Annotated in this window: 21 protein-coding genes and 1 tRNA gene; 4 read left to right on the top strand and 18 right to left on the bottom strand. The window is 65.5% G+C overall.

Features of this window, described 5'->3' with window-relative positions:
* Nucleotide 1: 1 nt before the first annotated feature.
* From GV068_RS23970 to GV068_RS24000, 7 genes are all read right to left on the bottom strand, one after another.
* A complete protein-coding gene (locus GV068_RS23970; RefSeq protein ID WP_159703960.1) occupies nucleotides 2–886 on the bottom strand; it encodes a prepilin-type N-terminal cleavage/methylation domain-containing protein in 885 nt (294 codons plus the stop codon).
* Nucleotides 883–1,452, bottom strand: a complete 570-nt coding sequence (locus GV068_RS23975) for a prepilin-type N-terminal cleavage/methylation domain-containing protein (RefSeq protein ID WP_159703962.1) — start codon at nucleotides 1,450–1,452, stop codon at nucleotides 883–885. The genes GV068_RS23970 and GV068_RS23975 overlap by 4 nt, the downstream gene beginning before the upstream one ends.
* A complete protein-coding gene (locus tag GV068_RS23980) occupies nucleotides 1,442–2,017 on the bottom strand; it encodes a GspH/FimT family pseudopilin (RefSeq protein WP_267874539.1) in 576 nt (191 codons plus the stop codon). The genes GV068_RS23975 and GV068_RS23980 overlap by 11 nt, the downstream gene beginning before the upstream one ends.
* Before the next feature lie 241 nt (nucleotides 2,018–2,258).
* Nucleotides 2,259–2,717, bottom strand: a complete 459-nt coding sequence (locus tag GV068_RS25430) for a type II secretion system protein (protein ID WP_159703964.1) — start codon at nucleotides 2,715–2,717, stop codon at nucleotides 2,259–2,261.
* A 46-nt stretch (nucleotides 2,718–2,763) separates the two neighbouring features.
* Nucleotides 2,764–3,279: a hypothetical protein gene (locus GV068_RS23990; RefSeq protein ID WP_159703966.1), complete on the bottom strand. Its 516-nt coding sequence runs from the start codon at nucleotides 3,277–3,279 to the stop codon at nucleotides 2,764–2,766.
* Nucleotides 3,276–4,520, bottom strand: coding sequence for a type II secretion system F family protein (locus tag GV068_RS23995; protein WP_159703968.1), 1,245 nt, complete (start codon nucleotides 4,518–4,520; stop codon nucleotides 3,276–3,278). The genes GV068_RS23990 and GV068_RS23995 overlap by 4 nt, the downstream gene beginning before the upstream one ends.
* Nucleotides 4,520–6,220 (bottom strand): GspE/PulE family protein, encoded by a 1,701-nt coding sequence (locus GV068_RS24000; protein ID WP_159703970.1) that lies wholly within the window; start codon nucleotides 6,218–6,220, stop codon nucleotides 4,520–4,522. Before GV068_RS24000 ends, GV068_RS23995 begins: the two co-directional genes overlap by 1 nt.
* A 158-nt stretch (nucleotides 6,221–6,378) precedes the next feature.
* On the opposite strand from GV068_RS24000, the gene GV068_RS24005 reads away from it, so the two are divergent.
* The 3 genes from GV068_RS24005 to GV068_RS24015 all read left to right on the top strand — a co-directional run bounded on the left by GV068_RS24005 (nucleotide 6,379) and on the right by GV068_RS24015 (nucleotide 9,482).
* Nucleotides 6,379–7,089 (top strand): histidine phosphatase family protein, encoded by a 711-nt coding sequence (locus GV068_RS24005; protein WP_159703972.1) that lies wholly within the window; start codon nucleotides 6,379–6,381, stop codon nucleotides 7,087–7,089.
* A gap of 90 nt (nucleotides 7,090–7,179) precedes the next feature.
* Nucleotides 7,180–8,238, top strand: a complete 1,059-nt coding sequence (locus GV068_RS24010) for a phosphotransferase (protein WP_159703974.1) — start codon at nucleotides 7,180–7,182, stop codon at nucleotides 8,236–8,238.
* Between the two features lie 17 nt (nucleotides 8,239–8,255).
* Nucleotides 8,256–9,482 (top strand): acyl-CoA dehydrogenase family protein, encoded by a 1,227-nt coding sequence (locus GV068_RS24015; protein WP_159703977.1) that lies wholly within the window; start codon nucleotides 8,256–8,258, stop codon nucleotides 9,480–9,482.
* A gap of 40 nt (nucleotides 9,483–9,522) precedes the next feature.
* On the opposite strand, the gene GV068_RS24020 is transcribed toward GV068_RS24015, so the two are convergent.
* The 11 genes from GV068_RS24020 to GV068_RS24070 all read right to left on the bottom strand — a co-directional run bounded on the left by GV068_RS24020 (nucleotide 9,523) and on the right by GV068_RS24070 (nucleotide 21,252).
* The gene (locus GV068_RS24020; protein ID WP_159703980.1) at nucleotides 9,523–9,981 is read right to left on the bottom strand and encodes a MaoC family dehydratase; all 459 of its coding nucleotides are present in this window, start codon (nucleotides 9,979–9,981) and stop codon (nucleotides 9,523–9,525) included.
* Nucleotides 9,978–10,427, bottom strand: coding sequence for a MaoC family dehydratase (locus GV068_RS24025; protein ID WP_159703983.1), 450 nt, complete (start codon nucleotides 10,425–10,427; stop codon nucleotides 9,978–9,980). The genes GV068_RS24020 and GV068_RS24025 overlap by 4 nt, the downstream gene beginning before the upstream one ends.
* Nucleotides 10,428–10,437: 10 nt before the next feature.
* Nucleotides 10,438–11,577, bottom strand: coding sequence for an acyl-CoA dehydrogenase family protein (locus GV068_RS24030; protein ID WP_159703986.1), 1,140 nt, complete (start codon nucleotides 11,575–11,577; stop codon nucleotides 10,438–10,440).
* Nucleotides 11,578–11,587: 10 nt separating this feature from the next.
* Nucleotides 11,588–12,790: an acyl-CoA dehydrogenase family protein gene (locus tag GV068_RS24035; RefSeq protein ID WP_159703989.1), complete on the bottom strand. Its 1,203-nt coding sequence runs from the start codon at nucleotides 12,788–12,790 to the stop codon at nucleotides 11,588–11,590.
* A gap of 128 nt (nucleotides 12,791–12,918) precedes the next feature.
* Entirely contained in the window at nucleotides 12,919–13,683 is a 765-nt protein-coding gene (locus tag GV068_RS24040) for a PEP-CTERM sorting domain-containing protein (RefSeq protein WP_159703992.1), read from the bottom strand.
* A gap of 318 nt (nucleotides 13,684–14,001) precedes the next feature.
* Nucleotides 14,002–16,287, bottom strand: a complete 2,286-nt coding sequence (locus tag GV068_RS24045; RefSeq protein WP_159703995.1) for a carboxy terminal-processing peptidase — start codon at nucleotides 16,285–16,287, stop codon at nucleotides 14,002–14,004.
* 171 nt (nucleotides 16,288–16,458) lie between these two features.
* The gene (locus tag GV068_RS24050; RefSeq protein WP_159703998.1) at nucleotides 16,459–17,022 is read right to left on the bottom strand and encodes a hypothetical protein; all 564 of its coding nucleotides are present in this window, start codon (nucleotides 17,020–17,022) and stop codon (nucleotides 16,459–16,461) included.
* 7 nt (nucleotides 17,023–17,029) lie between these two features.
* Nucleotides 17,030–17,581 (bottom strand): thymidine kinase, encoded by a 552-nt coding sequence (locus tag GV068_RS24055; protein WP_159704001.1) that lies wholly within the window; start codon nucleotides 17,579–17,581, stop codon nucleotides 17,030–17,032.
* Between the two features lie 71 nt (nucleotides 17,582–17,652).
* Nucleotides 17,653–18,201 carry a sugar O-acetyltransferase gene (locus GV068_RS24060; RefSeq protein ID WP_373888430.1) on the bottom strand — a complete coding sequence of 183 codons (549 nt, stop codon included), beginning with the start codon at nucleotides 18,199–18,201 and terminating at the stop codon, nucleotides 17,653–17,655.
* Nucleotides 18,202–18,218: 17 nt separating this feature from the next.
* Nucleotides 18,219–20,441, bottom strand: coding sequence for a penicillin acylase family protein (locus GV068_RS24065; protein WP_159704007.1), 2,223 nt, complete (start codon nucleotides 20,439–20,441; stop codon nucleotides 18,219–18,221).
* A gap of 16 nt (nucleotides 20,442–20,457) precedes the next feature.
* Nucleotides 20,458–21,252, bottom strand: a complete 795-nt coding sequence (locus tag GV068_RS24070; protein ID WP_159704010.1) for a hypothetical protein — start codon at nucleotides 21,250–21,252, stop codon at nucleotides 20,458–20,460.
* 154 nt (nucleotides 21,253–21,406) lie between these two features.
* Here GV068_RS24070 and GV068_RS24075 point away from each other — a divergent pair.
* Nucleotides 21,407–21,491 (top strand) — tRNA-Leu (locus GV068_RS24075).
* Nucleotides 21,492–21,550: the final 59 nt, after the last annotated feature.

Consider the following 21,550-nt stretch of genomic DNA (forward strand, 5'->3'; position numbering starts at 1 on the left):
TTCACGGGGTGTTGTCGACGTGGACCTGGTGCACCAGGCGCACCAGGCCGTTGCCGCCGCGCGGGCGCAGCGGCAGGTTGAGGATCACCAGCGCGCTGCGGCGCGTGGCCGCGGTCCCGTACTGGAAGATGCCGCCGCAGTTGGCGACGCGCGCCGCGATCACGGCTTCGCGCGGGCCGCCCTGCGGCGGCGCGAGTTGAGCGGCATTGATCGGATAGTCCCAGTAGCGCACCAGGCCCAGGCTGCCGTCGGCCAGGAGCCGGCACTGGTAGGTCACCGGTGTGGTCACCACCTGGAAGCGGCGGTTCGGCGAGGTCATCGGCACCGACTGGCGGGCGAAGGCGTTGTCCTCGAGCGTCACCAGCGGCGTGTTCGGCTGCGCATAGTCGACGGCTTCGACGCGCGCGATGTTGGTGTCGTCGGCGCCGCCGCGGAAGCGGTAGGCATCCGAAGGCACGTTGCCGTCGCCCAGGTTGTAGACCACGATGTAGTTGCCCCGTTCGATCGCGCGCATGGTCCCGCCGATGACGGCGAACTGGCGGTTGTCGGCGTTATCCCAGTCGAGGGCCGGCAGGCCAGGCACGTCGTCGTCCACCGCCAGGTAGCGCCCGCCCGTCGAGGTCAGCAAGAATTCGACGGCACTGCCGTCGGGCAGAACGCGCACGCTGTTCGGCAGCGCCAGCCGCAGGTCGCGCGCGATACGGCGCAGCGCCAGGTCGGCTTCGTCGGAGGCGGCTGCGCGCTCGGCGCTTTCGGTATAGCCCAGCACCGGCGCGCGGATGAACATCGCCACGATCCCCGCGATGATGCCGATGATGACGATCGCAATGACCGCTTCGACCAGGGTGAAGCCGCGGCTGGCGCGCAGGCGGTGCGCAGCGTTCATAGGAAGTTCGGCGCGTAGCGCATGCGGAAGCCGTCCAGCACGACCTTGTCGTTGCCGTAGCTGACCTCGACCCGGATGCGCAGCACCTCGGTGTCGGCGGACGTGCCGGCGCCGCCAATCCCGCCCAGCGCCTGCGGCGTGATCGTCACGCGCGCCGTGTAGCCCGTCACCGGCATGGCGTTGCCATTGGCGTCGGCGAGCTGGCCGGCGATGTCGAAGGCGCTGTTCGCCTGGTTGGCGGCCGCCGCGTAGTCGTTGATGTTGTCGTGCGGGCGGCTGCCGCCCTCGGCGCCCCAACCCTCGGCCAGGCCATCAGCGCACGAGGCCGCATCAAGCGCGGTGTCGGCGTTCTCCGAGCCCGGCTGGCAGTAGGTGAAGCGAGCCAGTTCCACCTCTTCCAACAAGCCTTCCGCGATCATCAAGGCCTGCTTGCGGCGCAGCGGATCGGCGCTGTGCTTGGTCGTCAGCGACAGCACGCCCAGGATCGCCAGCAGGGCGACCCCGATGATCATGATGAAGACGATCAGCTCGATCAGCGTGACGCCGGTCTGGCGCTTACTGGACATAGCCGGTCTCCTCGATCACGGAAATGGTCGCCGTATCGCGTCCGCCGCTGATCGACAGCGTGAGCCCGCCCGGCACGCCGCCAGGCGCCGTGCCGGAGACGAGTGGACGTCCGAGGGCGTCAAACTTGACCCAGTCCGCCGTAGGCGCGGTATTCCAGGCGACGTTGGGAGGCTTGCCGATGCAGTACCAGTCGGCGCCGCCGCAAGCAGCGCGAGTCGCGTCGTCGGCGGCACTGAAGCCGCCCGGATTGGCAACCAGCGCCCCAGCGGCGCAGGCGCCCTGCGGCTCGTTATGGCACAGCGAGATGCGGTTATCCTCGAAGCGGACGTAGACCGGTGTGTTGCGCGCGATCGCTGCCTTCTGGGCATAGCGCAGCATGGCGCGCACCTGGTCGGCGTATGCGGCGGTGTCGAAGCTGCTGCGCTCGAAGAACCTGCTTGCGCCGATGGCGCCGAGGATACCGACGAGCATCAGCACCACGATCAGTTCGACCATGGTAAAGCCGCCCCGGTGGCGCAATGGACAACGGCCGGTGGCATCCCCCGGCAGGATCAGATGTGGCACAGCCGCAGCGAGCAATCTTTGCTTTATTGGTGGTGGCGCATTCTAGCTGAGGATGCAGCAAGCGGCCATGTCGGCCATCGGGCCGTTCGGGAAACCTTGGGTTTCGCCGGTATCGCCGGCTTGGCGATGGGGTGTTTTCGGCCTGTGGAGGAGACCCGTGGGCCGCGCCCGAGCCGAAAATGATCCGGCTCGAGCGGATGTGAAGCGCCCGGGCGTGCGCCCGGGCTGCCGGTAAGGCGGATTAGTTGCAGTTGGTGGTGTTTTCGCTGGTATAGGTCGGAGCAGCGTTCGCAGCGGCGTTGTTGTAAATGAAGCGGCAGGTTGCCGGCGTTGCGACGCCCACAGGCGACACGGTCAGGGTGCCGGTGCCGGCGGTGATGGTGAAATCGGTAGCGCTCAAGCCCGCAGCAGCGGCCAGCGCGTCGTTTGCGGTCGGATAGCCGTTGGTCACGTTGACGGCATTGCCTTCGAGGCTCACGTCGGCGTTAGTGCCGTTGATCAGGGCCTTCGCGTGCACCATCACAGCCACGGAATTGATCGAACCCTTGGCTGCCTTCAGCGCGGCGGCGCGGGCATCCGAATTCAGGTTGGCAAATTTCGGCAGCGCGGTGGCGGCCAGGATACCGAGGATGACGATCACGACGATCAGTTCGATCAGGGTGAAGCCGCCCTGGTTGCCAGCCTTGAAATTCTTGTTCATGAAACTCTCTCCGTGTGTTGGAAGTGTCGCGGACGTCCCGCAGTTATTAATTGGTGTTATCGGACGCGGTTCGCTTAACTCGATCGAAAACCAGGCCCAGGGTTGCCTCCTTCCGTCCACCACTGCGGGTCGGAACAGGCTCACGCAACAATTCTACCTTGAACTTCAGCAATTTTGATGTGCCTGAGGAAAAAGTGTCGTTACGCAACAAAAAATTTATAGTTTTATCACTTTGGTCGTAGTACCAGAATCCAGGCTTGAGCAAGTCGGCCGGCGGCCGGTAGTACTCGCCCTGATAGTTTTGCGGTACGCGGGCCAGCCATGTCAGCGGGTTTTCCAGCGCCAGTGCGCGCAGGCCGGGTTCGCCACGCGCCGCAAGTACCTGCGCCGCGCGCACCGACAGCGCCGTGCGCACCGAGGCCACGAGCTGCTGCACCACTACCCGCTCGGACTCGGCCTGGTAATGCGCCACCCGCGACAACAGAGCCACGGCCAGCAGCGCGCACAGCGAGGCGCTGACGGCAAACTCGAACAGCGTGAACCCGTGCGCGCGCCTGGTCATTTTCCGGAATGCAGGGCTGCTTTGCCCAGGTCCCAGATCGGCAGGAAGATACCGAGCGCCAGCACCAGCACCATCACACCGAGGAAGGTGATCAGGATCGGCTCGATCTGGCTCGACAGGGTCTTGAGCTCGTAATCGACTTCGCGCTCGTACATCTGCGCGATCTCGTCCATCAGTTCGTCGAGCGAACCGGTCTCCTCGCCGACCGCGATCATCTGCAGCACGATCGGGGTGAACACGTTGGCCGACGTGGAGGTGCGCAGGATGCTCTCGCCGCGCTCGACGCCGTCGCGCATCTGCTCGATGCGCATGCTCAGATAAGCGTTGTCCGCGGTCTGCGACACCACCGTCAGGGCCTGCACGATCGGCACGCCGCTGCGCAGCGACAGCGCGAAGCTGCGCGCGAAGCGCGCCATGGTGGCCTTGTGGATGATCTTGCCGGCGACGGGCAGGCGCAGTTTGTAGCGGTCCCAGGCCAGCCTGCCCTTGGCGCTGTGCGTCCATTTGACGAAGCCGGCCACGATGCTGGCCGCCATGCCGGCCATCAGCGGCCAGTACTGCACCGTGAAGTTCGAGGTGCCCAGCAGGATGCGCGTCATCAGCGGCAGCTCGGCGCCGAACTGCTTGAAGACGCTGGCGAAGCTCGGGATGACGAACATGTTCACCACCACCATCGCGATGATCATCGCGGTTACCACGAAGCTCGGGTAGCGCAGTGCGGTCTTGACCCGCTCGCGCATGTCGCGATCGAACTCGAGGTGGTCGAACAAGCGCAGGAAGACTTCTTCCAGGCGGCCGGTCATTTCGCCCACCCGCACCATCGACAGGTAGAAGGTGTTGAACACGTTTGGGTGGCGCGCCATGGCGGTCGACAGCTCGCGGCCCGAGTCGAGCGACTCGCGCAGGTCCTTGATGATCTTGCCGAAGGATTTGTTGATGGCCGATTCCTGCAGCCCGGCCAGGCCGCGCATGATCGGCACGCCGGACTTGAGCAGCGTGTAGATCTGGCGGCTGAACAGCTGCACGTCCATCGACGTAACCTTTTTTTCCGTCAGGCGCGCCATCAGGCCTTCGCCGCCGCCATCCTTCGAGGCCGGGCCCTTGCGGCTCGGGTTGATCTCGATCGGCGTGGCGCCGCTGCCGAACAGCTGGTCGGCGATGGCGCCGCTGTCGGTTCCTTCGAGGATCCCCTGCAGCAGTTCGCCGCTGGCGTTCCTCGCCTTGTACGCAAAATATGGCATCAGTCGACCTGGTTACTGATGCGCATGGCTTCGGCGATGGTGGTCCTGCCCTGCACCGCCAGGCTCACGCCATGGCGGCGCAAGGTCTCGCCCCCCATCTCGGCTTGCGCCACCTTCAGGAAGTGCGCCGGATCCGGATGGTTGGCGGCATCGGTGACGGCGCGCGTCATCTCGAGCAGTTCGTAAACGCCGGTACGGCCGCGGAAACCGGTGCCGTTGCAGTGCGAGCAGCCGCGCCCGTGGAAGAACTGGGTCTGCACCGCGTGCTCGCCCAGCTCCTGCAGCACCCAGGTGAACTCCGCCGGCGTCGGGCGGTAAGGCTCGGTGCAGCTCTCGCAGATCACGCGCACCAGGCGCTGCGCCAGCACGGCCTGCAGCGAGCCGCCCACCATGTAACGCGGCACGCCCATGTCCATCAGGCGCAGCGGGGTCGAGGCCGCGTCGTTGGTGTGCAGGGTCGACAGCACCAGGTGACCGGTCATGGCGGCGCGCAGGCCGATCTGGGCGGTTTCCTGGTCGCGCATCTCGCCGACCAGCACGATGTCCGGGTCCTGGCGCAGGGCGGAGCGCAGCACGCGCGCAAACGAGAGCTCGATCTTGTCGTTGACCTGGACCTGGTTGATGCCCTTGAGGCGGTATTCGACCGGGTCCTCGACCGTGATCAGCTTCTTCTCGACCGAGTTCAGTTCAGACAGCGCGCTGTACAGCGTGGTGGTCTTGCCGCTACCGGTCGGGCCGGTCACGAGCACCAGGCCGTTGGGACGCTGCACCAGCGCGCGGAAGCGCTCGACGATCCGCGGCGGCATGCCGATCGCATCCAGGCGCAGCGTGGTGCCGCCCTGGTTCAGCAGACGCATGACCACCGATTCGCCGTACTGGGTCGGCATGGTCGAGATACGCACGTCGATACGCTGGTTGCGCACCTTGACCGCGAAGCGGCCGTCCTGCGGCAGGCGCTTTTCCGAGATATCGAGGTCGGCCATCAGCTTGAGGCGCAGCGCCAGCGGCGTCGCCACCTTGATGTCGGCCTCGGTCTGCAGGTGCAGCACGCCGTCGATGCGGAAGCGGATCTGCAGGCGTCCTTCCTGCGGCTCGATGTGGATGTCCGAGGCGCGCACCTGGGCCGCGTCGTCGAACACGGATTGCAGCAGCTTGACGATCGGCGCTTCTTCCAGGCCCGGATTGGCCGCCAGCGCGCCGAAGTCGATCGAGGTGTCGCCCAGGTCCTGCTCGACCTCGCGCGCGAAGTCGGTGATCTGGTCGGTGCGGCGGTAGATGCGGTCGATCGCGCCCAGCACCTCGGTCTCGTTGACCACGGCCAGCTCGACGGTCTTCTTGAGCAGGCGCGCGATTTCGTCGTAGGCGAACAGGTCGGTCGGGTCGGACACGCCCACCAGCAGGGTCTCGCGGCGGTCTTCCAGCACCAGGGCGCGGAAACGGCGCGCGGCCGTTTCCGGCAGCAGGCGCACCAGCTCGGCGTTGATGTTGTAGAACTTGAGGTTGATATAGGGGATGTTCAGCTGGCGCGCCAGCGCGCCCGAGATCTGCTCTTCGGTCACGAAGCCGTTCTCGACGAACACCCGCCCCAGCTTGCGGCCGGTGCTCTTTTGAGCGGCCAGCGCCTGGTTCAGCTGCTCTTCCGTCAGCAGTTTTTGCTGGATCAGCACCTCGCCGAGGCGAATTTTTTCCGGCCTTGCCATGAACATCCCTTGTTTTATATGTTGCAACGAATATTTTATGCCAGATCACCCAGAAATTGACTGCTGGAATTACTTTCCGATGCGGGAAGTGTCGCGGTTTCGCCTCGACGAAATGACATGGCGTGTAAGATGGCCAAGAAAAAACGACAAGGAAACCCATGCTTGAGCCCCCCGTCCCTGCCCTGCGCCGCCGCGTCTACCTGATGCGGCACGGTAGCGTCACCTACTTCGACGAGAGCGGCAAACCGTTCTTGCCCGAGACCGTGGCCCTGAATCCGGACGGCCAGGCCCAGGCCGATGCGGCCGGCCACGCCTTCCGCGAAGCCGGCGTCACCTTCGACCGGGTCATCGTGTCCGGGCTGCCGCGCACCGTGGAGACGGCGCGCCGGGTGCTGGCCGCCAGCGGCCAGCAGATCGAGCTTGAAACCTGGCCGGAACTGCACGAGATCCGCGGCGGGCGCCTGTCCAGCATCCCGGCGCAGGAGCTGCGGCGCGCCTTCACCGGCGCCTTCGAGGGCGTGGTGGCGGAGGACCAGCGTTTTCTCGGCGGCGAATCGGTGGGCGAGATGATGGACCGGGTCCACCCGGCGATCGACCGCCTGCGCGCCCAGCCCGACTGGGACACGGTGCTGCTGGTGCTGCACGGAGGCGTGAATTGCGCGATCCTGTCGCTCGCGCTGACCGGCCAGCGCCTGTTCCTGGGCGGGCTGTCGCAGGCGGCCGGCTGCATCAATGCGCTCGACGTCGGGTCCGACCCGCTCGATTGGGTGGTCCGCTTCGTCAACTACGTGCCGCCCGGCCCGCTGCAGCCGGACGCGCGCGCCACCACCATGGAACAGCTGTTCGAGCAGTACCGCAAAGGGCGCTGACTCCTTTTCCGGCAAAAGAAATAGCACGCCCGTACATTTTTATGGCCGATCGGGCTAGAATAAAGCACAAACACTACAACGGAGACGCGGATGTACGAAGAAATGATGGGCACCAAACCGGTGTCCGAGCGCCAGCGCTTCGACGTCGAAGCCCTCGGCGCCTGGCTGGCGGCACACGTCGACGGCTACCCGGGCGGCCCGCTCGAGGTGGAACAGTTCAAGGGCGGCCAGTCGAACCCCACCTTCCGCCTGAACGCCGGCGGCCAGCGCTACGTGCTGCGCACCAAGCCCGGCCCCGCCGCCAAGCTGCTGCCCTCGGCCCATGCGATCGACCGCGAGTTCCGCGTGATGCAGGCGCTGCACGGCGCCGGCTTCCCGGTGCCGCGCCAGTACGCGCTGTGCGTCGACGAATCGATCATCGGCCGCGCCTTCTACGTGATGGAATGCGTCGAGGGACGCGTGCTGTGGGACCAGTCCCTGCCCGGCATGAGCCCTGACGAACGCGCCGCCATCTACGACGAGCAGAACCGGGTGATCGCCCAGCTGCACACGGTCGACTACGCAGCCATCGGCCTGGGGGATTACGGCAAGCCGGGCAATTATTTCGCCCGCCAGATCGAGCGCTGGACCAGGCAGTACCAGGCCTCCGTCACCGAGCCGATCGAGGCCATGGACCGCCTGATCGAATGGCTGCCGCAGCACATCCCGCCGGGCGACGACACCAGTATCGTGCATGGCGACTACCGCCTCGACAACATGATCTTCCACCCGACCGAGCCGCGCATCCTGGCGGTGCTCGACTGGGAACTGTCGACCCTCGGCCATCCGGCCGCCGATTTTTCTTACCACTGCATGAGCTGGCATATTCCGCCGGGGCGCTTCCGCGGCATCGCGGGCCTGGACCTGAAGGCACTCGGCATTCCTTCGCTCGAGGAATACGTGGCGCGCTACTGCGAGCGGACCGGCAAGACGATCTCGCTTGAAGACTTCAACTTCTACCTGGCCTACAACATGTTCCGCCTGGCCGGCATCATGCAAGGGATCATGAAGCGCTATGTCGACGGCACAGCTTCGAGCGCGCAAGCCCTCGAGAATGGCAAGGCAGCCCGGCCAATGGCCGAGATGGCCTGGCAGTTCGCCTCCCGCTGAACTTACAAGGACAGACAATGGATTTCGCCTATTCCGAGCGCTGCAAGGACTTGCAAGCGCGCCTGCTCGCCTTCATGGACGCGCACATCTATCCCAACGAACGCGCCTTCACCGAAGAAATCGCGGCGAACGCGCGCGACAAGGGCACGCGCTGGCTGCCGCTCGACCTGATCGAGCGCCTCAAGCCGCTGGCGCGCGAAGCGGGTCTGTGGAACCTGTTCCTGCCGCGCTCGACCCGTGCGCCCGAAGGCCTGTCGAACCTCGATTACGCGCCGCTGTGCGAGATCATGGGCCGGGTACCCTGGGCGCCGGAAGTCTTCAACTGCTCGGCGCCGGACACCGGCAACATGGAGACCCTGGAGCGCTATGCGTCAGAGGACATCAAGCGCAGCTGGCTGGAGCCGCTGCTGCGCGGCGAGATCCGCTCGGCCTTCGCGATGACCGAGCCGGACGTCGCCTCGTCGGATGCGACCAACATCGCCACCCGCATCGAGCGCGAGGGCGACGACTACGTCATCAACGGCCACAAATGGTGGATCTCGGGCGCCGGCGACCCGCGCTGCAAGGTCTTCATCGTGATGGGCAAGACCGATCCAAATGCGGCGCGCCACCAGCAGCAGTCGATGATCGTGGTCCCGGCCGATACGGCGGGCATCACCATCGTCCGTCCGCTGCCGGTGTTCGGCTACGACGACGCGCCGCATGGGCACTGCGAGATCCTGTTCGAGAACGTACGCGTCCCCGCGTCCAACATGCTGCTGGGCGAAGGCCGCGGCTTCGAGATCGCCCAGGGCCGCCTGGGGCCGGGCCGGATCCACCACTGCATGCGCGCCATCGGCGTGGCCGAGCGCGCACTCGAACTGATGTGCAGGCGCCTCGACAGCCGCGTGGCCTTCGGACGCAAGATCTCGGAACAGGGCGTGTGGCGCGAGCGGATCGCGGAAGCCCGCATCCGCATCGACACGGCGCGCCTGCTCACGCTCAAGACGGCCTATATGATGGACACGGTCGGCAACAAGGGGGCGCAGGCCGAGATCGCGATGATCAAGGTGCTGGCGCCGACCGTGGCCCAGGACGTGCTGGACTGGGCAATCCAGGCGCACGGCGCCGCCGGCGTGTCGGAAGAGTTCCCGCTGGCCTACCAGTGGGCCGGCAACCGCACCCTGCGCCTGGCCGACGGGCCGGACGAGGTGCACCGCAATGCCATCGCCAAGCTGGAGCTGGCGAAGTACGCGTCACGGTGAGCCGTACGGTGGCCGGTTTGCCCGGCCACCATACAAAACCTCAGGCGTACGCGCGCACCAGGAATTCAGCCGCACACACGGGCTTCGCGCCCTGCCCGTCCGGCTCGATCGTCACCTTCCATGTCAGTTGCACCCCGCCTTCGATCGCTTCGCAGGCGGCGAGTAGCCAGCGCCCGCGCACCCGGCTCCCGGCCGGCAGCGGCGCCGGGAAGCGTACCTTGTTCAGCCCGTAGTTCAGCCCCATGCGCATGCCATGGATCGCCAGCGCGCTTTCCAGCATCGCCGGCAGCAGCGACAGCGTCAGGAAGCCGTGCGCCACCGGCGCCCCGAACGGCGATTCGCGCGCGCAGCGCTCCGGGTCGACGTGGATCCACTGGCGGTCCTCGGTGGCCTTGGCGAAGGCATCGATGCGCTGCTGCCCCACCTCGAACCAGTTCGATACCGCGACCTCGGTCCCAACCAGCTGCGGCAGCTCGGCGAAGGCGATAGTCCTGGTCATGGCCGCCTCCCGAACATGCCCATGCCTTCGATGGTGCAGATCTCTTCGCCGTGCTGGTTGCTCGCCACCCACTTCGACCACACTACCCCGCGGTCGGGCTTCGACGTTGAGGCCTTGACCGCGGTGGTGAGATAGCGCACGCGCAGCGTGTCGCCGGCGCGCAGGGGACGCAGCCAGCGTACGCCGTCCAGGCCGGGCGAGCCCATGCTCGATGCGGAGCACATCAGGCCGTCGACGACCATCCGCATCATCATGCTGCAGGTGTGCCAGCCGCTGGCGATCACGCCGCCGTAGATCGAGGCCGCCGCGGCCTCGCGGTCGATGTGGAAGGGCTGCGGATCGAATTCACGCGCGAAGGCGATGATTTCTTCCTCGCTGACGCTGCGTTCGCCCAGGTCGATCTCCTGGCCCGGATGGAAGTCCTCGAAATACCACTGCTTGCTCATGCGCTTCTCCTCAGGCGGCCTGCTGGAAGCCTGGCTGCGCGGCGAAGCGCGCCAGGTGGTGGTCGCGGTCGCCCAGGGTCAGCTCGATCATCGACAGGCGCTTGAAGTAGTGGGCGGCCGCCAGCTCGTCGGTCACGCCCATGCCGCCATGCAGCTGCACCGCCTGCTGGCCGATGAACCGGGCGGCCTGGCCGACGCGGTACTTGGCGGCCGACACCACGCGGCGGCGCTCGGCCACGTCGCCGGCATCGAGCTTCACCGCGGCCAGCAGCGCCATCGAGCGCGCCTGCTCCAGGTGAATGTACATGTCCGCCATGCGGTGCTGCAGGGCCTGGAACTTGCCGATCGGGACGCCGAACTGCTGGCGCGTCTTGAGGTACTCGAGCGTAGCGTCGAACAGCGCTTCCATCGCCCCGAGCGCCTCGGCGCACAGCAGGCCGGCGCCGTAGTCGGCGCAGGCATCGAGGATGTCCCAGCCGGCGCCCGATGCGCCGATCGCGCTCTCCGCCGGCAACTGCACGCCATCGAAGTGCACGTTGGCGGCACGCTGGCCGTCCAGGGTGCGGTAGCCCGTCACCTGCACACCCGGCGTATCCGCCGGCACGGCGAACAGGGTGATGCCCTGTTCATCGCGCTGGCCGCCGGCCGTGCGCGCCGACACCACCAGCACGCCGGCATCAAGGCCATGCAGCACCGCGGTCTTTTCTCCGCTCAGGCGCCAGCCCTCGCCTGCCGCTTCGGCGCGCGTGGCGATGTCGCGCAGCTCGTGGCGCGACTGGCGCTCGCCCAGCGCGCAGGCCAGCTTCAGGTCGCCCGTGGCGACCTGCTCGAGCAGCGCGCCGTGGGCGCCGCCCAGCTTGAGGAAGTGCGCGCCGAGCACGGTCGCAAAATAAGGTTCCACCACCAGGCCGCGGCCCAGTTCCTGCATCACCAGGAACAGATCCACCGCCGTGCCGTCGAAGCCGCCCTGCGCTTCCGGCACCGGCAGCGCCGTCATGCCCAGCTCGGCCAGCGTGGCCCAGGCCTGGCTCGATGTGCCCAGTTCGGAGCTGATGATGGCGCGCCGCTGCTCGAAGCCGTAGTCGCGGGCGATCCAGCGCTTGAGCGCGTCGGCGAACTGGAGCTGCTCTGGCTTGAAATCGAAGTTCATCGGGTTCTCCTTACAGCCCCAGGATCATCTGGGTGATGATGTTGCGCTGGATTTCGTTCGAGCCTCCGTAGATGGAGGTCTTGCGGTAGTTGAAGTAGTAGGACGCCAGCGGAGCCGCGTCGTCGTCGCCGGCAACGCTGTGCTCCGTGTCCCCTTCCAGATAGGCCGGATCGAAGGGCAGCGCCATCGGGCCGGCCGCTTCCAGCATCAGTTCGGTCAGGGCCTGCTGGATGTCGGTGCCGCGTACCTTCAGCACGGACGCTTCGGGACCGGGGGCCTTGTTGGCCTTGGCCAGCACCCTCAGCACGGTCATCTCGAGCGCCATCAGCTCGATCTCCAGGTCCGCCACCTTGGCCGCGAACAGCGCGTCTTCCAGCAGCGGGCGGCCGTTCTTCTGTTCGCGCCGCGCCAGGCGCTTGAGGAAGGCCAGCTCGCGCTTGCTGCGGCCGACGGCGGCGATGCCGGTGCGCTCGTGGCCCAGCAGGTATTTGGCGTAGGTCCAGCCGCGGTTTTCCTGGCCGACCAGGTTGGCCGCCGGGACCCGTACGTTGTCGAAGAAGACTTCATTCACCTCGTGGTCTTCGTCGAGCATGATGATCGGGCGCACCGTCACGCCGGGCGAGTGCATGTCGATCAGCAGGAAGGAGATGCCCTCCTGCTTGCGCACCGAGGTATCGGTGCGGACCAGGCAGAAGATCATGTCGGCATGCTGGGCCAGCGTGGTCCAGGTCTTCTGCCCGTTGACGATATAGTGGTCGCCCTCATTGTCCACACCTCGCACGGCGCTGGTCTTGAGCGAAGCGAGGTCGGAACCGGAACCCGGCTCGGAATAGCCCTGGCACCACCAGTCCTCACAGGACAGGATGCGCGGCAGGAAGTACTCCTTCTGTTCCTGGCTGCCGAAGGCCATGATCACGGGGGCGACCATGTCGATGCCGAAGGGCATGACGCGCGGGGTGCCGGCGCGTGCGCATTCCTCTTCGAAGATGTGGCGCTGCACGGGTGTCCAGCCGGGACCACCGAATTCGACGGGCCAGCCGGGGGCGACCCAGCCCTGTGCGGCGAGGATCTTGTGCCAGCGGACGAAGTCATCCTTGCTCAGCCGTTTGTGGGTGAACACCTTGGCTTGCAAATCCTTGGGCAGGTGGGAATCGAGGAAGGCGCAGACCTGGTCGCGAAAGGCCAGGTCCTCGTCCGAGTAGTGCAGGTCCATGTCGTCTCCTTGTTATCATCGCCTGAAAAAGCACGATCGTTCACAAGGATTGTACCCGACACATTTGCTGCCTAGTTGGGAAATTTGCACTTATGCAGGGTGGGCAGGCCACCCTGCGTGCTTGAGGATCAGCGTGCGCGGCGGCGGGTCATCGCGCCGGCGCCCAGCATACCGAGCATCATCAGCGCAATGCTCGACGGCTCAGGCACCTCGGCTGCCAGCGGGGTTTCCAGCTGCGGAATGAGCAGGCCACCGTTGTTCGGCGTGGTCACAACCGGGGTAACGGTCGACTGGTCGGTGCTGCCGGTGCTGCCCGACTGCGAACCGCTGCCGCTGTTCGACGAATTGTTCGAGCCGCTGCCGCTGGTGCCGCTGCCGGAAGAGCCGCTCGACCCGCCGGAACCGCTCGAACCGCTCGAGGAGCCGCCGCTGTTATTGGTGCTGTTCTGATTGCCGCCGCCCGACATGATCGGCGCCTTGGTCAGGCCGTCGGCGATGATGGCGCCGTCAGCGGAACCGACCACCGACTTGCCCGGGCCGAGGCTTGCGGCCAGGAGGCTGTGACCGGCCGACAGCAGGTAGCTCGCCTCGATGCCGCGCTGGAAGAACAGCGTGGTCTTGCCGTCGACCTGGCCAATGGTCCCGGCAACCTTGCCGAACAACACGTCTTCCAGGTTCGCCTTGGAACCGGTGCCGGTGGTGTAGGCCACGCCGCCGATCAGGTTCAGGTTGTTGCCTTGCAGGACACCGGAACCGAGCACGTCGGTACCATTGCCCGCGGTCCAGCCGGACACGACGTTCGAACCTTGCGCCGGAGCGGCAGGAATGGTGTCGGCGTGGGCAGCACCAGCGCTGGCGAGCAGCGTAGCGATCACGAGGCGGCGAATTAACATAGCAATAACTCCTTGGGTGATATGAACTTGTTGTTTTTACAACCGTAGGCTTATGCTATCACAACTAAAAAAAAGACAAGATTTCAACGAACTCAACAGTGCGCGGGGTATGCAATCTGGGAATAGTCCGAAAAATCAGTAGGACTAATCCTATAAGCCTTAGTCACGGACCCAACAAATGTGTGTCGCATACATTAATATAAAACTAACTTCTGTTTCCAGACTAACATAGCAAAGCACAAAAAGAAAGGCCGGGCCCGCTTTCGCGAAGCCCGGCCTTTTGCCGGTTCTATATGACGCCCATTGGGCGCCCTTAACTTAGTTGCCGTTGCGCGGGGTCGCCATATAAGGCATGGCGCGCGAGGCCATCCGGGTATCGGTGCGCAGCATCCCCACCTCGTCGGCCAGGATGTTGGCCGCTTCCTGCAGCAGGATGTCCTTGGCGTCCTTGGCCGCCTTCTCGGCCGCCAGTTCCGCCGCGAGGTCGCGCTCGTCGTACTGCAGGCCGTCATCCTGGCGCGGCGAACCGCGCACCGCCGTCACTGCCTTGGCTGGCTTGGTCGGGGCCGGCACCTTGCCGCGCGCCTCCTTGCCCGCCGGGCTCGCTGCAGGTTCGTCGGTATTGGTGCCGCTGGCGCCGGCCAGGCGCGCTTCGCGCAGCTTGGCGCGGGCGTCCTGGGCGTCGCGCTCCTTGCGGCGCACCGACTCGTTCAGCGAGATTGCGTTCTCCTTGCGGATTTTCAGCACCTCGGCGATGTCTTCCTGCAGGAACTGGAACTCCTTGTCCTTGGCGATACGGGCTTCGTGGCGCTTCTGCAGCGGAGCGATCAGTTCCTTGAGGTCGCCCGCAGCCGCATAGTTCGCCGGCTTGATGGCCACCCAGGGCAGCGCGTTGTCATACGAGGATTCGCCGAAGCTCTCGAGGTCGGCCAGCACCGGCAGCTTGATGTCCGGCGTCACGCCGCGCAGCTGGGTGGTGCCGCCGTTGATGCGGAAGAACTGGGCGATGGTCATCTTCAGCTCGCCGTAGCGCACTTTCTCGGCCGGCGAGAAGCGGTCGAGGTCGATCAGGGTCTGCACGGTGCCCTTGCCGAAGCTCGGTTCGCCGATGACCAGGCCACGGCCGTAATCCTGGATCGCGGCGGCAAAGATCTCAGAGGCCGAGGCCGAGCCGCGGTTGATCAACACGCCCATCGGACCGTCCCAGGCCAGGCCCGGCTGCAGGTCGGATTCGACTTCGATGCGGCCCTGCGCGTCGCGCTGCTGCACCACCGGACCCTTGTCGATGAACAGGCCGGTCAGTTCGATCGCCTCGGTCAGCGAGCCGCCGCCGTTGTTGCGCAGGTCGATCAGGACGTTGTCGACCTTCTCTTTCTTGAGCTCGCCCAGGATGCGGGCCACGTCGCGGGTGGCGCTGCGGAAGTCCTTGTCGCCGCGGCGGCGCGCCTCGAAGTCGAGGTAGAAGGTCGGCAGGGAAATCACGCCGACGCGGCGCGTGAAGGCGCCATCCTTGACCTGGATGATCGACTTCTTGGCAGCCTGCTCTTCCATGCTGATCTTCTTGCGCACCATGGTGACGGTGACATGCTTGGCGTCCGGACCGGCATCGCCCGGCAGCACGTCGAGGCGCACGGTGGTGTTCTTCTCGCCGCGCACCAGCTGCACCACGTCGTCGATGCGCCAGCCCAGCACGTCCGTGAACGGACCACTGCCCTGCGCCACGCCGGTGATGCGGTCGCCCACCTTCAGCTTGCCCGACAGCGCGGCCGGGCTGCCCGGCACGATTTCGCGGATGACGGTGTACTCGTCGCGCGACTGCAGCACGGCGCCGATGCCTTCCAGCGACAGGCGCATGGCGATGTCGAAGTTGTCGGCCGAGCGCGGGCCCAGGTAGTTGGTGTGCGGCTCGATCGCGGTGGCGTACGCGTTCATGAACATCTGGAACACGTCTTCGTTGTTCAGCTTGCGAATACGCGTGATGTAGTTCTCATAGCGCTTGTCGAGCGTATCGCGGATGGCTTTTTCGTCCTTGCCGGCGAGCTTCAGGCGCAGCCAGTCGTTCTTGACACGCTTGCGCCACAGTTCGCGGATCTCGTCCTCGCTCTTGGCCCAAGGCGATTTCTCGCGGTCGAGCTCGATCGATTCGTCGAGGGTGAAGTCCGGCTTGGTCTTGAGCAGCTGACGCGCGTAATTCATGCGCTCGGTGAAGCGCTGCTGGTAGAGGTTGTAGATGGCGAACGGAACGGTGAGGTTCTCGTTGTTGATGGCGTCGTCCAGCTTGGTGCGCATGGGCGCGAACTGGTCGACGTCGGCCTGGCTGAAATACAGCTTCTCGCTGTCCATCGCCTCAAAGAACTTGTCGAAGATCTTGACCGACATCGCGTCGTCCAGCGGCACCGCCTTGTAGTGGTAGCGGCCCAGCACGCGCGAGGCCCACAGGGCCGCCTGGGTCTGCTCGGCGAGCGGCTTCATCTGCAGGCTAGCGGCGGACCCGGCAATGCTCTTGGCGGGGGTGACAGCCGCGACTTTTTCCGGCTGGGCAGTCACCACGTGGGCGGACATTGCGAAGGCCATCGCGGCCATGAACAGGTGCTGCTTCTTCATTCGTCGTCTCTCCGAAACGAAAATACTGTGCCTGGCGCGACCGACAATGGGTGGGAACAAGCAAGCCGGTCAATACGCCCTTTGTGAGCCATTCTACAGGAAGCGGAAGGAAGGCAGAGCCGGCATTTGTTCATTTGCGCCGGACAATTAAGTCTCCCATAAGCCTGGTGTTCATCCTTTGACAAGCTGGAGCAGTTCAGAGCGGAAAACCATGGCCAAGCCAACAACGAGCAGCACAGGAATCCACGGCCAGGAGCGCGCCGCGAGGCGCCAGTCGACCGGCGAGGGCCAGAAGGACAGGAACTGCGGCGCCAGGAAAAATGCCAGCGCCAGGTCGACCGGCTCGAACACCCAGCCGTGCCGGGTGCGCCACCAGGCGACGGCGAAAGGCAGCGCCAGGACCAGCAGCGGCGCCAGCGCGGCCGGGGCGGCGTTGTACCAGCGCAGGTTGGCGAAGGTGACCGAACCCAGTTCCCAATTGTGCCCCTTCCCCGGCTTTTTAATCCGGCGCGGGATCACGCTCAGGCCGATGGGCTCGGCATTGGTCAGCAGGCCGACCGAGAAATGCGCCAGCTCGTGGCACAGGGTGCCGGCGGCGGTGAACAGGAAGAAGAACGGGTGGGCGCCCGAGCCGATCCAGAGCAGCAGCGCGAGCGCGGCGGACGGGACCAGGTAGAGCAGCATGTCGGCGCCGGCGCACGCGGCGGCCGGCAGCCAGGACACGCAGGACAGCATGGGCGCCTCAGCGTGCGTAGAAGCAGCGGCCGCAGGCCTGGCGGTAACTCTCGTTGCCGCCGATACTCACCTGTTCGCCTTCGCGGATGCGGCGGCCCTCGGCATCGACCCGGATGTTCATGGTCGCCTTCTTGCCGCAGGTGCAGATGTTCTTGATTTCCTCGATGTCGTCGGCCAGCGCCAGCAGGTAGGCCGAGCCGGGGAAAGGATCGCCGCGGAAGTCGCTGCGCAGGCCGTAGCAGATCACCGGGATGCCGCGCACCTGCGCCACCTGATGCAGCTGCTGGACCTGGAGGGTAGAGAGGAACTGGGCTTCGTCGACCAGGATGCAGGCCACCGGCGGTGCACTGAGCAGGAAATCGGTCTCGCTGTCGAACAGGTCGACCTGGCGCTGAGGGCCCAGGCGCGAAGTGATCAGGCCGACGCCGTAGCGGTCGTCGATCGCCGCCGTGTACAGCTTGACCTGCTGGCCCTGCTCTTCGTAGTTGTGCGCGACCTGCAGCAGGGCGGTCGATTTGCCGGCGTTCATCGCCGAATACCTGAAATAGAGTTTTGCCACGGCCGGACCTGGACTGCGTTGGGGTTGCGGAATTGCCGGATTATAACAAGCGGATCGGGCTCCAGGCCAGCTCAGCCGCCCTGCACATGGGCCGGATTGCCGGCGACCCGGCTCCCGGCCGCGACATCATGCGTGACCACGCTGCCGGCGCCGACCACGGCATCGTCGCCAATGGTGACGCCCGGCAGGATGATGGCGCCGCCGCCGATCCAGACATTGCTGCCGATCGTCACCGCCCGGCCCGATTCCTGGCCGCTGCGGCGTAAGACTGGGTCGAGTGGGTGCTCCGCGGTATAAATCTGCACCGCCGGACCGATGCGGGTGTCGTCGCCGATCGTCACCTGGGCGACGTCGAGGATGGTGCAGTTGAAGTTGACGAAGACCCGGCTGCCGAGGCGGATGTTCCAGCCGTAGTCGCAATGGAAGGGCGGGCGCAGGATGCTGCCCTCCCCCACGGCCGCCAGGCGCTCGGACAGGAGTGTGCGCCAGACCGAGACCGGCTGACCGAGCGCGGCGTTGTAGCGCGCCAGCCAGGCAGCCGTCAAGGCCTGCTCGGCGACCAGTTCGGGATCGTTCGCATGGTAGGGCTCGCCTGCCAGCATCTTGTGCCGCTCGCTCATGCGCATGGTCTTGCCCCTTATAGGCCCGGGTGGTACTTGCGCTCCAGGTGCTTCTCGATGTCTTCCTTGTAGAACAGCACGTCCTTGAACTCGCCGCGGCTGTACATCTCGGCCTGGTCGGCGAAGTGCTTCGAGGCCGGATTGTTGCTGTTGCCGCCTGCAAGGATACTCTTGGCGCGCACGCGCGGGCCGAATTCCACCACCGCGACAAAGCTGTTGCCGCGGTCGCCGTAGATGCGCTTGGTCTTTTGCTTGGCCACCATGCCGAACGAGGCCAGCGAGCCCCAGTTGGCCGAGGCGAAGCCCACCGGCCAGCTCGGTTTGCTGTCGTCGTATTGCTGGTCGACGTCACCGCTGATGCGCTGGAAGCGGTTGATCTCGCCCCATGGGGTCTGCCAGGTGCCGAAGTCCGCCGTCAGCCTGTCGGAGGCGCGCTGCAGCGAAGCGAGGCGCTCGTCGGAGCTCAAGCTGCTGGTGATGAAGTCGACCACCGGCATGCCCTGGGCGCGGGCGCGTGCGGCGTTCTGCGCCACCATGTCCTGGCCCCAGTAAATTGCCAGCGAGGTCGGCACCGACGCCACACCGAAGCGCAGGTCCCAGCCGCGCAGCGCGGCGACCTGAGCGGCCAAGGCGGCCTTGCGCGGATCGTTCGCCGGCAAAGCCTCGTAATCCTTGACCAGTTGCGGCACCAGCGGCTCGAAGGCGGTCAGCTCGCTGTCGTAGGCGGTGGCGATCAGGCTGTCGAGGGTAAAGCCCTTGGCATCCTTCAGCACGCGCTCGGCATGGCGGCCGCGGGCGTTCTCCGGCAGCGACCACATGTAGGCGGGCCAGTCCTGGCGCTTGGGGCTGCTCGCGCCCGAGGAGCTGAACGGCCAGTTGTTGGTGTTCGAGATATAGCCGCTGGCCGGGTTGAACAGCGTGATGGTTTCATTGATGGCGTGCAGGCCCTGCCATTCGGTGGCGGGCGTACTGCCGTCGACCGGCTTGCTCCAGTCGAAGCGCGGGTCGCGTTTCGGGATGAAGTTGCCGTGGAAGTAGGCGATATTGCCCTTCGCGTCGGCGTACACCGTGTTGTTCGAGGAATTGGTGCGCAGCTCCATCGCCTTGTAGAAAGCGTCGTAGTCGCGCGCCTTGGTGCGGGAATACGACTGGGTCAGCGCTTTCAAAGGCTCGTCCATCATCTTCACCGCCACCCACTTGCCGCTCTCCTCGCGCACCACCGGGCCGTGGTGGGTAAAGTAGGCGGTCACGGTCTTGCTGGCCATCGCGCCGGATGGGGTCTTGTACGGCAGCGTGATCTGCCGCTGCTGTATCGGGCGCTCGTCATTTCCATACTTATAGAAGTATTTGCCGCCCTTCTCGACCACGGTCTCGAGGTATTCGTCGATCACGTCGCCGCCGCCCGAGGTATGCATCCAGCCGGCCTTGTCGTTGAAGCCCTGGTAAATGAAGAACTGCCCCCAGGTTACGGCGCCGTAGGCGTTCAGGCCCTGCTCGCTCACCATGTGCACTTCCGGACGGAAATAGAAGGAGGTGTGCGGGTTAATCAGCAGCAGCGCATTGCCCGAACTCGACAGTTTCGGGGCGATGGCGAAGCCGTTGGAGCCGCGCGGTTCGGCATCGAAGCCCTTGTCCAGCGCGGCCATCTTCGGCTGCGCGGAGCGCTTGCCGTAGAAACGCTCCAGTTCCTTCAGGTCGATCGATTCGATGTCGCCACCGATGCTGCCCTCGCTGAAGCTGAGCGCCATCCAGGGTTCGAAGCGGGTGATCAGCTTCGGTTTCACTTCCGGATGGGTATGCAGGAAATAGTTCAGGCCGTCGGCGAAGCCGTTCATCAGCTCCTTCAGCCAGGCCGGGCTGGCTGCGTACTTGGCCTGCATGTCGGCCGGGGTGATGTACATCTTCATGCGCAGGTCGCGCCAGACTTCCTTTTCGCCCTCGACCTCGGCCAGGCGGCCCATGGCGTTGATGTAGTTGAGCTCGACGCGGTTGAAGTCGTCCTCGGCCTGGGCGTACAGCAGGCCGAATACCGCGTCGGCATCGGTTTTTCCGAACACATGGGGAATGCCCCACTTGTCGCGCATGATGGTCACCCGCGCCGCCGTCTTCTTCCAGCGCGCCAGCTCAAGGCTGGTGGCCTGCTTCGCGGCCGGCGCCGCGCTCGCAGGCGCGGCCAGCACCGGTGCGGCGCCAAAGGCGCAGGCCAGGATGGTCGGCAGAATGAGGCGGGTGGTCGTCATGCGTGTCTCCGGATAATTATTGTGTGACGCCGGCGTGGATCAGGCGCTGCTTGAGCACTTCGTTTTCGGTCAGCAGGGTGGCGACGCGGTCCTTGAGCGAAGCAATCTCGGCGCGGGCAGAGGCCAGCTCGTCGGCCGGGTCCGAGAACACGCTTTCCTTCTTCGGGCGAGTCGCCATCTTCTGCTCGCGCACCTGGCGCGCGGCCTGCTGCAATTCCTTGCGTCCACCGGCCACGGCCGCCTTCTGTTCTTCTTCGGACAGCTGGGCCACGTTGGCAGCCGCATTGATCGAGATGGTGCCGGCGCGCACCGCCTCGCGCAGTTCCGGCGTCGCCGCCTTCTGGATGCGCTCGATCTGGCTGATGGTATTGGCCGACACGCGCGCCGCCTTGGCGATTTCCTCGCGGGTGTTCCACGGTGGCGGCGGGCGCGAATCCAGGTCGTCGGCTTCCGGCTCGGGCGGCTGCTCGGCCATTTTCTCGGCCATGCGCGCCGTGACGATTTCCTTCTTCTTGAGCGCCAGCACGCCGCGCTGGAAGTCCGACACGCTGCGCCGGGCCAGGTGGTTGTCGATCATCCACAGCATCACGTCTTCGATCGAGGCAAAATTGTTGTTGTGGACGGTACGGAAGGGAATGCCGTGCTTCTGGCAGATCTCGTAGCGGTTGTGCCCGTCGATCAGGGTGTCGCGCCACAGCACCAGCGCGTCGCGGCAGCCCTCGGTCTGGAGGCTGCGCTCGAGCGCGGCGTATTCGATATCGGTCAGCGGGTCGACGAAGGCACGCAGTTCGTCATTGATAATGATGTTCAATTCTTGTCCTCTTGCGACGGCGGCAACAAGGTCAGGCCGCCGTCCGGCATGCTACACCATCCTTGGCGGAGGACCAATGGATGAGTGGATCCGGACGCTCCGATGCCTAAGCAGCAACACGACAGCTGCTCCACGTAGTACAATGCGCGCCGGCGCGGGCATGGCGAAATTGGTAGACGCATCAGACTTAAAATCTGCCGCCGTGAGGCGTGCCGGTTCGATTCCGGCTGCCCGCACCACCATCACCTGAGCTTTCCCAGAATTTTCCCGCTGTTCAAAAAAAATGCCGCTGTCCATC

It is taken from the genome of Massilia sp. 9I (genome assembly GCF_902506415.1).
Lineage (GTDB): Bacteria > Pseudomonadota > Gammaproteobacteria > Burkholderiales > Burkholderiaceae_D > Telluria.

Excerpts from the sequence above, each read along its gene's own strand:
- GV068_RS24060 (WP_373888430.1), bottom strand. The coding sequence starts at position 18,201 with ATGAGCGAGCGGCACAAGATGCTGGCAGGCGAGCCCTACCATGCGAAC.
- GV068_RS24025 (WP_159703983.1), bottom strand. The coding sequence starts at position 10,427 with ATGAGCAAGCAGTGGTATTTCGAGGACTTCCATCCGGGCCAGGAGATC.
- GV068_RS24050 (WP_159703998.1), bottom strand. The coding sequence starts at position 17,022 with ATGCTGTCCTGCGTGTCCTGGCTGCCGGCCGCCGCGTGCGCCGGCGCC.
- GV068_RS23975 (WP_159703962.1), bottom strand. The coding sequence starts at position 1,452 with ATGTCCAGTAAGCGCCAGACCGGCGTCACGCTGATCGAGCTGATCGTC.
- GV068_RS24030 (WP_159703986.1), bottom strand. The coding sequence starts at position 11,577 with ATGAACTTCGATTTCAAGCCAGAGCAGCTCCAGTTCGCCGACGCGCTC.
- GV068_RS24020 (WP_159703980.1), bottom strand. The coding sequence starts at position 9,981 with ATGACCAGGACTATCGCCTTCGCCGAGCTGCCGCAGCTGGTTGGGACC.
- GV068_RS23995 (WP_159703968.1), bottom strand. The coding sequence starts at position 4,520 with ATGCCATATTTTGCGTACAAGGCGAGGAACGCCAGCGGCGAACTGCTG.
- GV068_RS24000 (WP_159703970.1), bottom strand. The coding sequence starts at position 6,220 with ATGGCAAGGCCGGAAAAAATTCGCCTCGGCGAGGTGCTGATCCAGCAA.
- GV068_RS23990 (WP_159703966.1), bottom strand. The coding sequence starts at position 3,279 with ATGACCAGGCGCGCGCACGGGTTCACGCTGTTCGAGTTTGCCGTCAGC.
- GV068_RS24010 (WP_159703974.1), top strand. The coding sequence starts at position 7,180 with ATGTACGAAGAAATGATGGGCACCAAACCGGTGTCCGAGCGCCAGCGC.
- GV068_RS24005 (WP_159703972.1), top strand. The coding sequence starts at position 6,379 with ATGCTTGAGCCCCCCGTCCCTGCCCTGCGCCGCCGCGTCTACCTGATG.
- GV068_RS24035 (WP_159703989.1), bottom strand. The coding sequence starts at position 12,790 with ATGGACCTGCACTACTCGGACGAGGACCTGGCCTTTCGCGACCAGGTC.
- GV068_RS24045 (WP_159703995.1), bottom strand. The coding sequence starts at position 16,287 with ATGAAGAAGCAGCACCTGTTCATGGCCGCGATGGCCTTCGCAATGTCC.
- GV068_RS24065 (WP_159704007.1), bottom strand. The coding sequence starts at position 20,441 with ATGACGACCACCCGCCTCATTCTGCCGACCATCCTGGCCTGCGCCTTT.
- GV068_RS24040 (WP_159703992.1), bottom strand. The coding sequence starts at position 13,683 with ATGTTAATTCGCCGCCTCGTGATCGCTACGCTGCTCGCCAGCGCTGGT.
- GV068_RS23970 (WP_159703960.1), bottom strand. The coding sequence starts at position 886 with ATGAACGCTGCGCACCGCCTGCGCGCCAGCCGCGGCTTCACCCTGGTC.
- GV068_RS24015 (WP_159703977.1), top strand. The coding sequence starts at position 8,256 with ATGGATTTCGCCTATTCCGAGCGCTGCAAGGACTTGCAAGCGCGCCTG.
- GV068_RS25430 (WP_159703964.1), bottom strand. The coding sequence starts at position 2,717 with ATGAACAAGAATTTCAAGGCTGGCAACCAGGGCGGCTTCACCCTGATC.